Source organism: Pedobacter jeongneungensis (assembly GCF_000633455.1).
Taxonomy (GTDB): domain Bacteria; phylum Bacteroidota; class Bacteroidia; order Sphingobacteriales; family Sphingobacteriaceae; genus Pedobacter; species Pedobacter jeongneungensis_A.
The window spans coordinates 192823-204917 of the sequence record NZ_AYMG01000013.1 but is presented as its reverse complement, the minus strand read 5'-3'; the positions used below and the strand labels follow the sequence as shown (position 1 = coordinate 204917).

The 12095-nt window shown below is 41.3% G+C and carries 7 protein-coding genes; 3 read left to right on the top strand and 4 right to left on the bottom strand.

Annotated features, from left to right (window positions below; genetic code table 11):
* Positions 1-109 precede the first annotated feature (109 nt).
* From U859_RS0113000 to U859_RS0112990, 3 genes are read left to right on the top strand one after another with little or no spacing between them, the layout of a single operon-like run.
* Positions 110-3151, top strand: coding sequence for a SusC/RagA family TonB-linked outer membrane protein (locus U859_RS0113000; RefSeq protein ID WP_084153064.1), 3042 nt, complete (start codon positions 110-112; stop codon positions 3149-3151).
* A gap of 12 nt (positions 3152-3163) precedes the next feature.
* Positions 3164-5032 carry a RagB/SusD family nutrient uptake outer membrane protein gene (locus U859_RS0112995; protein WP_025143796.1) on the top strand — a complete coding sequence of 623 codons (1869 nt, stop codon included), beginning with the start codon at positions 3164-3166 and terminating at the stop codon, positions 5030-5032.
* A gap of 21 nt (positions 5033-5053) precedes the next feature.
* Positions 5054-5602: a DUF5018-related domain-containing protein gene (locus U859_RS0112990; RefSeq protein WP_025143795.1), complete on the top strand. Its 549-nt coding sequence runs from the start codon at positions 5054-5056 to the stop codon at positions 5600-5602.
* A gap of 347 nt (positions 5603-5949) precedes the next feature.
* Here U859_RS0112990 and U859_RS0112985 read toward each other — a convergent pair whose 3' ends face one another.
* The 4 genes from U859_RS0112985 to U859_RS0112970 form a co-directional block, all read right to left on the bottom strand.
* On the bottom strand, positions 5950-6825 hold the full coding sequence (locus tag U859_RS0112985) for an SMP-30/gluconolactonase/LRE family protein (protein WP_025143794.1): 876 nt from the start codon (positions 6823-6825) through the stop codon (positions 5950-5952).
* Positions 6826-6914: 89 nt separating this feature from the next.
* On the bottom strand, positions 6915-7703 hold the full coding sequence (locus U859_RS0112980; protein WP_025143793.1) for an SDR family NAD(P)-dependent oxidoreductase: 789 nt from the start codon (positions 7701-7703) through the stop codon (positions 6915-6917).
* Positions 7704-7739: 36 nt separating this feature from the next.
* On the bottom strand, positions 7740-8906 hold the full coding sequence (locus tag U859_RS0112975; protein WP_025143792.1) for a mandelate racemase/muconate lactonizing enzyme family protein: 1167 nt from the start codon (positions 8904-8906) through the stop codon (positions 7740-7742).
* A gap of 179 nt (positions 8907-9085) precedes the next feature.
* Complete coding sequence (locus U859_RS0112970; RefSeq protein ID WP_025143791.1) at positions 9086-12001, bottom strand: glycoside hydrolase family 2 TIM barrel-domain containing protein; 2916 nt, start codon at positions 11999-12001, stop codon at positions 9086-9088.
* Positions 12002-12095: the final 94 nt, after the last annotated feature.

Here is a 12095-nt window from a genome sequence, read left to right as displayed (position 1 = left end):
AAAGCAATTTAAGCCAGACGTAATTTAGTATAAGTAAACATTTGATTATATGGAGTATACACTAAAATCCCTTCAAATGTTTTTTTAACCAAAAAACTATATAAACTGTATGAAGAAAATTTTCCTAATCTGTTTCATGCTATTTCTATCCGCGCTGGCTTTTTCGCAAGATAAAACCATTGTAAAAGGAACGGTACGAAACGCAGAACAACAACCCCTCGCAGGTGTAAATGTGGGGGTAATCGGGCAGAACGTGGCTACAACAACCAACAAAGATGGCCAGTTCAGTATCCAAATTCCCAAACCAGCGGGAGCAAAACTAAGATTTAGTTTAGTTGGCTATACCACCATAGAAATTGCGGCCAATAGTGAACAAGGTTTTAACATTACCTTAAAAGAGGATGAAAAAAATGCACTGAATGATGTGGTGGTGGTTGGCTTTGGTACAACAAGCATACGGAAGAATACCACTTCTGTAAGTACCCTTAATACCGAATCGATTAAAAATGTACCGGTTGGAGATATGGGATCGGCTTTGCAGGGCAGGATTGCCGGTGTTATCGTGCAGCAAGGTTCTGCAGAGCCAGGCCAAAATGGGGCCAGTATTTCTATCCGCGGTAACGGAGAGCCCTTGTATATTATTGATGGTTTTGTATCAAACCGGCAGCGTTTTTTAACATTAAACAAAGCGGAGATCAAGTCGCTAACGGTTTTAAAAGATGCGGCATCTACAGCGGTTTACGGTATGAATGCGGGTAATGGCGTTGTAGTAATTACAACCAAACAAGGCGAAGCCGGGCAGTTAAGTTTTGATTATCAGAATAACTTTGCCTTTAATACGCCTTCTTATCCTGTAAAGCGCATGAATGCATTTGAATATGCAACGGCTTTAAACAACCTGTACCAGGCACTGGGACAAGGCATTAATGCTTTTAAAACGCCGGCAGAAATGACCGAAATCAGTAATAATTTATCCAATTATACCAATTGGGAAAACGAATTGTTACGCAATTATGCGCCACAAAAAGAACACACCATATCTGTAAATGGCGGAACAGACCGTTTGAAGTTTTTTGGTAGCCTGAATACTTTAGGGCAAGAGGGCATCATGAAATTTAATTCGTTAGATTATAACCGTTATAATTACCGGTCAAATGTGAGCAGCTATTTTGATAAAATAGGCTTAACCGTCGAATTAAATATAAACGGCTCCATACTGGATGAAAAATATCCCCCTGCAAGTGCAGCTACCATCTACTCGCGCCTAAGGGACAGAAATCCTTTTGAGAAACCCTTTACGGCAGACGGTAACATTTCAAATCAGTTCGACAACCCAGCGCTACAGTTAAAAAGTCCGGGTTATATTAAACTAAGAACGGTTTACAACCAGGTTGCCGGTGCATTAAACTGGGCGGTGCCTAAAGTAAAGGGACTTACTTTTGGTTTTAACGGAAATTATAACCTCACTACCCAGGATCGTGTAGACTGGATACAAACGGCAACCTATTATGATGATCAGGGCAATGCCACCAAAGAAGATCCGGCCAATATAGGCATCAGCCGCTCATCGTATATGACCAGCCAATACGATTTTAACTTCAGGGCAGATTATAAAACAAGCTTTTTAAACAAACATAATGTAGAGGCTACGCTGGTACATACCAGACAGCATTATTATACCAACAGCTTAACTGCAGCTTCAAGAGGTTTTAATACCACGGAAATTAAACAGATCCAGAAAGGAGATGCAACCTTAATTACGGCTTCTAACACAGAAGGCGAACAGGCCTGGATGGGTTATGTAGGGCGTTTACACTACGATTACGACCGAAAATACATGGTCGAATTTGCAGGCAGGTACGATGGTTCCGATAACTTTCCGGATGGGAAAAGATGGGGTTTCTTTCCATCGGTATCAGGCGGATGGGCCATTTCTGAAGAGAAGTTTTTCGAAGGCATAAAAAGCAAAAAAGTATTGAATTACCTCAAACTTAGGGCATCGTACGGACAAATCGGCGTAAATGATTTAGACCATTACCTTTATTCTTATCTGCCAACTTACGATTACAACTCGAATGCTTATGTGGTTGATGGCAAGTTACAAAACAGCGTAACGCCTGGACCAACGCCAAGTGTTAACATCACCTGGTACGACCGTACCAAATACGATGCGGGTATTGATTTTTTTATGTTTGGCAGTAAACTGGAAGGTACAGTAGATTATTTCTTTGAAACCACAAAAGGATTTTTATCGCCTGACGTGTTTCGCTACACGGATCCGATAGGATACGCACTTCCACTGGTGGTTTCTAAAGCAGAAGACAGGATTGAAGGTTTAGATGGCTCATTAAAATATAACACCAAAATTGGGAGGGTAAATTTTAACGCCGGTTTCAACTTTACCTACTACAGATCTATTGCTTTTAAAACCAATGAAGACAGTATAACTTTAGCTAACCCACGTTTACGCTCGCAAGGAAACGAGAAATTTTATGTTGGAACAGGTTATATTGGTGCTAAATTTTATACCAATCCACAAGACATCTTAAACAGTCCAAAACGAATTACATCAAGAGACCTTAGGCCCGGAGATCTTCAATATCAGGATGTAAACGGAGATGGTAAAATAGATGGTCAGGATCAGGCCAGGTATGGGCACAACACCTCTCCAACTTTTGTATTTGGTATCGATCTTGGAGCAAGTTATAAAGGATTTGCCGTTGCTGCTACCATCCAGGGTACAGGTGCCAGACAAACCTATTTCAGTAATGTAGCCATGGGCTCAGAAGGTGAAAGAAGATTGGATTTTGCTTTCCAAAATGATAACTGGACACCAAACAACCCTAATGCAACCATGCCAAGGGCCGGAAATGCATCACTAAATGATAATAACAATTATGCTTCTTCTGATTTCTGGGCACGTAATTCGAATTATATCAGGTTAAAATCTGCCACCATATCTTACGATTTTAAATATTCCATACTTGATAAACAAAACTGGTTACGCAACCTTGTCGTTTTTGCCTCCGGCGTAAATTTATTTGCGGTTGGTCCATCTGTAAAATATGGCGATCCTGAAGCAAACAACTTTGATGGTTACTCCTACCCGATGATGAGAACATATTCAGCAGGTCTTCAATTAGGTTTTTAAACATACATAAAAATGAAAAAATATAAATTAATCTGGATTTTAGGTTTGATCGTTATCGGCCTTACCTCCTGCAAAAAATTTCTGGATACGCAGCCTTACGATAAAATAACCGGTGAGCAGACCTGGAATAGTGAAAACCTTTCTACTGCCTTCATTTATCAGATCTACCAGGATGTACTGGCAAGCGACTCCTGGTTATCAGGTTATGCACACAATTATTCTACCCGCTCAGAAAGTGTTACTAAAAATGCCATGACAGGTACATTAAACAGTTCATACTGGTCAAAAGACCGTGCAGAGCTGATGACCAAAAATGATGATTACGGCTGGTTAGATTATGGTCTGCTCTGGCGCATACACACCGCCATGAAAAACATCCAGGCAAGCGCAACCTTTTCTGAAACTTATAAAAAACGCGCTTTGGGAGAATTGTATTTTCTGAGGGCGGCGCATTATTTTATCTACGCTAAATTATACGGTGGTTTACAGGTTATCGATCGCGAACTCAGCCCGGATGAAAATTTGCAGATCCCAAGAAAATCGATCAAAGAAACTTATGATTTTATCCTTTCCGACCTGGATAAGGCGGTAAGCTCACTTCCTGCTGTTGCAGAAAGAGGAAGAGCCTCTTCTAGTGCAGCCTACGCCCTATCTATGCGGGTGGCTTTACAGGCAGCAGCTTATGTAGATGGCGGTACACCTAATAGTGCTTATTATGATAAAGTGATCACAGCTGGAACAGCTTTAGGACTCAACTCTTCAGGGTCGCAACTCAGCCCTTACGCAGATCTGTTCAGAAAGTATGAAACGGCCATTGCTGCCAGTGAAAATATCCTGATCAGAGAACGTTCTAAAACAAATACCTCTCTTTACGATATTCCGATGCAATACCAGGGCATGTGGTCAACAGGTAAGTTTTCGGCTTATGCAAAATTACATTTCCCTATAAACGTTACCATGAACTTTTGGGGCATGGACGGCGGTGCCTGGCCTACCCAGGACCTGGTTGACGATTATTTAGTTAAGGATACTGATGGCAGCCTTAAATACTGGGAGAATGCTTCTTATGCAACAACAGGTGCCAATGTAGACCAGAAAATGTACTTCAGCGACACAAAAAAGAGGGATTTAAGGTTTTATGCCACTGTTGCCTACGACAGCTGTTTGTATTTTAACAATCAGGTAAGGGTATTTTTCAGGAGAGATGGTAACGTGAGTAATGCAAACAGCAAAATTAATGAAGGTTCTGCAGCAGAATATGGTTATAGCGCGGGAAACACCGAAAATTATAACTCTTCTACCGGTTACTCGATGATCAAATATTTTTATGATCAGATTTCCAGTTTGCCAAATCCCGGAGATCAAAAATTAGATTATTGTTTTTCGGTGCTCCGTTATGGCGAGGCATATTTAAACATGGCCGAAGCTTACCTGATGAAAGGGGATTTTGAAAATGCAAAAAGATATATGGTGCCTACCATGGTCAAACATGGTGGATTTGACGAAAGTAAAGCAAGTAGTTATCTCGCTTCACTTAGCGGTAATGTATGGGGCAATTCTTTATTCGAAGCCTATAAAAGGGAAAGAAATGTAGAAATGGTGTATGAGAATAATGACCGTTATTGGTCGCTGCTACGCTGGGGAATGAGAACATCTGGTGGAGTTAAAAATGGCGAATATGCCACAAGTGGCTTTGTTATTCCTGCATTACAAGGTACCCTTCGCGGTATCCGCATTGCGAGGGATGGAAAATCCTATTCTTTCTTCACCGACAATAATGTGGTTGGAGAAGCAAGGTTTACACCTAAGCGGTATTTATTACCAATAAACGAAACCTTCCGTTTAAAATCAGGCATCAATCAGAACCCAGGCTGGGATTAATTTAATTTAACTTAAATAGAAATGAAAAAAACGATAAAACCCCTGTTGAGCATCATAGCACTTGGATTAACTTTTTTATCTACAGGCTGTTTGAAAAAAGGATTGGAAGACCTGAATAATTCCAGCTTAAAAGTAATGTCGACCGTAGACTATACCTATAGATTTTTATATACCGATACGATCCAAAAGGGCACCAGCAAAGAGGAAATAGAAAAAGACCGGGTTTGTGAGGTACTTTTTAAAAAACAAACCGCTACGCTGAATGAAAATGGAATAGATGTGTTTAAAACAACCTTAACCTACGATATTAACTCGGTATTAAAAGCCGGCCCAACAGGTTCGGTAACCAAAGAAATGCTTTATGCCCAATTTGATAAACTGATTAAAGCGGAGCAATTGAGTAAACTATGGGTATATGTAACCGTTTCGGACGTGGCTACTGTAGCTTCTTTAGATGATTCGCCAAAACTGGGCGGTCCGGGAGATTTTTCAAAAGACCGTAAGTATCGGGTAACCGCAGCAAATGGTTCTACTAAGGATTATCTGATCAGAACAGTAAAAGGATTTTAATCCAAAATAATACGCAATCAGAAGGCCTGTCTCCATATTATGGAACAGGCTTTTTTAATTTAAGAATGGAGGTAAAATTACAAGAAACTATAGGGTTTACTCAAGTTATTTTTTGAAGCGCAAGGCCTGTGCAATTATTTAGGTTTGTTCCCGTGCTGCGCTGTATCCCTGCGCTGCGCTACGGGGATGCCGCTGCGCCCGGGGCTAAATACACAGATTGCTACCTCGAATATTAGAAGAAAGAGTGATATTTTAACGATAAAATCGTAATGTTATTTACGCGCTCGTTTGGAAACGAGCGCAAACGAAGAAATAAACAGCAATAATCAGTTAATCTATAAAAATAGTTAGGCTTGTTTGTAAGCAGCCGTTGGTAATCCGGTTACGTTTAGTTTGATCATAAATAATGAACCACTGTGTGGAAATTGTTTTAATTCCTCTTCACTTAATCCATCTTTTGCGGTGGTAATCAACATTTGGTTCATTTGTTTACCACCGAAGGCACAACTGGTTACATTGGGAGCATTAATTTCAATTTTGCCTATACAATTTCCGTTGCGTGGGTTATACCTGTTTACACAACTGCCGCCCCAAATGGCCACCCAAAGCATTCCTTCGCTATCGATACACATACCGTCGGCTACAGTACCTGGTTCGGTTATCTCCACTACAATCCGCTCATTGCTGATATTGCCGGTAGCCAAATCGTAATCGAAAGCTTTAATGTGGTACAAAAAACTATCTATATAATATAAAATGCGGTTATCCGGCGACCAGCAAATCCCGTTCGATACACTTGTACCTTTAATTTTTTTGATTAGTTTACCGTTAAAACAATACAGGTTACCAGCATAATGTTCGGCATCGATATTCATTGTACCCACCCAAAGTCGGCCCAAAGCATCGCAAGCGCCATCATTGCTGCGGTTTTGGGTACTTTCTTTAAATTTAACCAAAGTAGTGGTTTCCTTGGTTTGCAGATCAATTAACGCAATGCTGCCCTGTAGTGCCACCAATAATTTATCATTATCTGCAGGCGCCAACATGCCGGGCATATCCAATATTTTATGCGTAATAAGCTTACCATTTTCAGGATCGCAGGTGCCAATCAGTTTACCCTTAATGTCGATAAACAAGAATTTCTGCCATTCAGCATGCCAGCGCGCACCCTCACCTAAAATCAGGTCTGCTTTATAAAGTATGTCTGGCTTCCAAATATCCATTTACAGTTTAAATTTATGGCGTTTATTTTTTTCATCTCAAATCTCACATCTCATGTCTCACATCTCATGTCTCAAATCCCGCACCTCCCTCAACTATCCTGCATCATCGCACTCCGTCCTCCATCAACTAAATAGGTAACTCCCGATGCAAAAGCGGCATATTCGCTCGATAAAAACACACACCAGCCTCCTATTTCTGCTATGGTACCCAATTTTTTTACCGGGTGAAGTGCTACCGTACGTGCTCTTTCCTGATCAGCATCTGCAAAAGAATTAAACCATTCCTGATTACCTGGCGTATCGATAAAACCCGGCGCAATGCCAACCGTCCGGATAGCAGGTCCCCACTCTATTGCCAGGCTCCTCACCAAACCTGTTAAGGCTGTTTTAGCAATACTGTAAGGTGCGCAACCCGGAATACTGGCAAAAGCATGGTTAGAGGCCATTACGATAATTACTCCGTTATTTGCTGATAATAAGGATCTACAGCTTTTAGCCAGTCGCCAATGTGCAGAGAGGTTTAAATCCAAATTAAACTGCCAGTCATTTTCAGAGCAGTTTTCTAAACCCTTAAACACATTCTGACCCGCGTTGGAAACTAAAATATCCAGCTTTCCATAATCATTGCTAATGTCTGCAACCAGTGTTTCAATATTTTCAGTTGAGGTCATATCGGCTTTAAAATAATCGGTTGGAGCATCAAAAGATTTCATTTCCGACAAAAAATGCTGGGCCACATCACTTACTTCACTATGTTCGGCACAACCTATTACGGTGCATCCGGCTTTAGCCATCATTTTGGCAATTCCTAAACCAATACCTGAAGTAACTCCGGTTATCAGGGCTATTTTTCCACTTAAATCTATTGTTAATGCCATAAAATCTAATTTAAACCTGCGAGGTTTGTATTGATACTAAACATAAAATCCTGCCCTTGGCGTTAAAATACCAGGGTGTTTTTCCATTTCCGCTTCAATTAAATCGACGCCTAAACCTGGCCTGTCGCTCAATTTTAAATGTCCGTTTTGGACCATATCTGCTATCGGATGCGAAATCACTTCATCACGCCAGGGCACATCGTTAAACATAAACTCCTGCCTGAAAAAATTGGGCACTGAAGCACAAACCTGTGCCGAAGCCAGCGTAGAGAGCGGTCCGTTTGGGTTATGTGGCGCCAATAACACATTATAAGCCTCCATCATGGTCGCCATACGTTTCATTTCCGATGGTCCGCCGCAACGGGTAATATCTGGCATCATAATGTCGCAGATGTGTTTTTCCAACACATCTCGTATACCGTGACGGGTATAATGACGCTCGCCTACACAGATGGAAACATTTGAAGGAATCCGGTCTCTCATCGCTTTTAGGGTATTGGCGTTTTCTGGTCCGGCAGGCTCTTCATACCAGGTAATGTTCAGTTCCGAAAGTCTTTGCGCCATGGTTACAGCCACGCGATAATTTAACATGGCATGGGTTTCGATCATGATATCAAACTCCGGACCCACAGCATCTCGCACGGCTTTACTTACGTTAAAAGCCAAATCTTGTTGGGCAGCGGTAAGTTGCAGGTTCGATGATAAATCTTCGCCATATAAATAATTGGTGTGCGCAAAGGGGTCGAATTTTAAACCGGTAAAACCCGCTGACTTTACCTTTTTTGCCTGTTCGGCATAATCTTCGGTATTATGACCGCCCCCTGTAAACCAATAATTGGCATAAAGCAGGATGTCTTTCCTGAAAGCGCCTCCTAAAAGCTCGTAGCAGGGTACACCCAATACTTTTGCCTTTAAATCGAGCAGTGCCATATCTATACCACTAATGGCACACATGCTGGCACCGAATGGCCCCATCCAGTTTAAATCCCTGTAAAGTTTAGTCCAGATAAAATCGGTTTTCATAGGGTCTAAACCAATAATGCGCTGACCAACATGTTTGGTGGCTTCAAAAACGATCGGACTGCCCGGCCAGTTTGTAGCCTCACCTACCCCTGTATGCCCGGTATCGGTATATATTTTTAATAATGTCCAGTTGTATTTTACACCCTCAACCAGCCATACTTTTACATCTGTTATTTTCATTTTGTTGGTGTTTTTATCTTGTTGTGTTGGTGTTTATGCTAATTTTTAATTTATTATTTTCTATTTGTTCATCAGGTTTGTGAGTCACTAATCTTAGGATTAGGCATAAGCTTTAAGATTCCCAATCGACCCTATGGCTATCGGGTTGGGAATGACGTAACGAATGGAGTACGCGAGGCTTATTGCACCCTAAAATTCACACTTCCTTTAAGCATTTTCCCCTTAATATTTGTCCTTCCATCGGTAAATGGTGAACCGTAAAAAGGTTCAGAACCATTGTTCCAATAATCTGCTACCAGCAATTGTATCTTTTCATCCTGCAACCAACTTCTCGATGCCTGCTTGCCATTGGAACGGATCACGATCTCCTGATCACCATCGCTTAATTTTGCCTGCAGAATATTTTGTTTAGTGGATCGAAAATCATTCGATCCCATTTCGTTGGCATCATCTTTCCAGAGTTTCGCACCGGGTTTTCCAAATTCTTCAACAGCAGCTAACCATTTGGCATTCAGCTTAGCCGTTCCGTTATTGCGGGCGATATCTTCTGCTGCATATAGGGTAAATTCACCTTTACGTTTCCAGCTTAAGGTTTCAAAAGTTTTAGGCAACTGGAAAAGCATGCCATACTGATAAGGTTTTTCTAAAGTGGTTTTTACCTCATAATCTACCCGCGTGTTTCCATCGGCAGAAAAAGTATAGGTTAAATTGCCCTCTCCTTCGGTATAGGTTGCTTTGATTATAAAGGTGATGGAATCGGCGGTTTGGTTTACTTTAATCGCATTGGCAAAAATGGTGTACAGCGGATAATTTTTAATCGGATGGATATTGTTCTGATAAGTTTCGCCAGCTACATTGGGTTTACCCCCATCTTCGCTGTTCATGGCAACTACACTAAATACAGGCCCCTGTTCTAAAACTTTTATACCACTGTTTGTGGCACCTGATATTACACCTGTGATTTTGTTAATGGTATAATTTACCGCTCCCTGCGCTACAAAATAAGCCATTTCATTTTCGGTATAACTTAGCGGAAGCTTTTTTGTATCAATGGGTTCTTCAGTCTGTTTTAAAACAATCAGTTCTTCATTTACGACATTGCCTGATGGATCTTTAAAGGAAATGTACACTTCTTTTGTATCTTCTTTTACGGGCACTTGCAACACTCCTTGTCCATGTGGTTTAATGGCTGATGTTAGGTGAATAGGCGTTCCATCAACTTTTACATTAATTTCTACCTCGCTGAGGGAGATAAAATCGTGGCGGTTTTCAATTTCCAGCAGCAGTTTGCCATTTTTAATGGTAGGCTGATACACATTTTTGACCACAACGGGCGAATAGGCTTTTTTCATGCCCCAATACTCCGGTTTTAACCTGCGCCAGGCATCAATTGGTCCCCAAGGACCATAACCCACGATATTACCATCTGGCAAATGAAAAGTATCGTCGATACCACTCCATATGGCACCGCCCAAATTGCCTTTATGCACGTACATGCTATCGTACATTTTAACCAATGAAGGACCATAACCAGCCCTTACGCCTGGATCAGTTAATAATTCGCGGCGGTTATAGGTACTTATATGGGCATATTCGCCAAATAAGGTAGGCCTTTTCATGGTATCGGTAGCCGCCGGACCATTGATGCCCGGATAATGGTAATTGGCAATATCTACTTTGTTGCCTCCATTATTGAAACCGCCCCAACATTGATCGTGAAAGGAAATTGGTCTTGTGGGATCTAGTTTTTTAGCTTCGCGATACACTTTATCCCACAGCGGACTCCAATAACTCTCGTTACCTAAACTCCAGATGATAACCGAGGCATGGTTTTTACCCGCCTGCATTTTTTCAATGTTGGCGGCCAGCATGTAAGGATAAAATTTCTCGTCTTTATAATTCCATAACTTCCAGATGGGTGAGGCACCGTGCTGGATCCATGTTAATGAGCTTTCGTTTTCTACAAACAAACCAATGCTATCTGCTATGGCCAAAAACCTTTCGCTTGGCGGATAATGGGATGTACGGATGTAATTGCAATTGGCCTGTTTAAATAATTCGGCATCTTTTAATTCCAGTTCATCGCTGATGGCGCGTCCGGTGAGTGGATGTACGGAGTGACGGTTTACCCCTCTGAGTTTAACTGGCATTCCATTTACAAAAACCTGGTTGCCTTTTACTTCAACTTGCCTAAATCCTATTTTTTGATGATGGCTTTCTGTTATTTTACCATTAGTAATCAAAGCTGTGGTTAAAGTATATAAATAAGGTTTATCGGTATTCCATCTGATGGGATTTTTTACTGCAATATGGGTGTCGAGCAAAGCAGATTTTTTTCCGGATATTGCAGGGAATGGCGTTTTTACGTTGGCAATGATTTTCCCCTTGACATCAGCCAAAGTATACTGTACCCGACCAGCTGTTGCATTTTGCCCCTGGTTATTGATCAATGCCTTAAGGTTGAGTGTGGCATTGCTGTAATTTTTATCCAGTTTGGTAACCACGGTTAGATCAGCCAGGTTTACTTCGGGCAAGGCAAACAAAGTTACATTACGCAAAATACCCCCAACAGTATGTACGGCATATTGCGAGGTACAGGCTAAAATATCGCTGATGGTATTGGCCTGCACATCAACCTGTAGCAGGTTTTCGCCTGTTTTAAGCGCATCGGTAATATCAACTTCGAAGGGAACAAAACTACCTTCGTGTTCGGCCAGTTTTTTGCCATTAATTTTAACTATTGCATGCGAACTTACGCCATCAAAACGGAGTTTAATGCGGTTTCCTTTCCAGCCATCCGGAATGTTGATTTCGCGGCTGTAAGTTGCGGTTTCGCCGGTATTAACCGTATAACCTTGCATTACCCATTCGCCCGGAACTTTAATCGTACCTTTTTTACCGGTCTGTTCAAATTTCCATTCGCCATTTAAAGAAATAACCGGTTTATTACTGTTTTGTACAATTGACGGGATTGGCGAAAGCGTACTGGCGATGCCACTGTTCTGTGCCATTAGCTGGAAAGCTGTACCCGTTACCAAAGCCAGGATAAGCCATATTTTGTGCCTTGCCTTGTAATTGTAAATTTTGTTTATCATTTCTTATTTGTTATTCTAAGTTTCATAGTCCTCGTTTGCAACGAGGATTCGTGAAATTGGCGATTGTATCGCCTAACGTTTATCACACATTAAA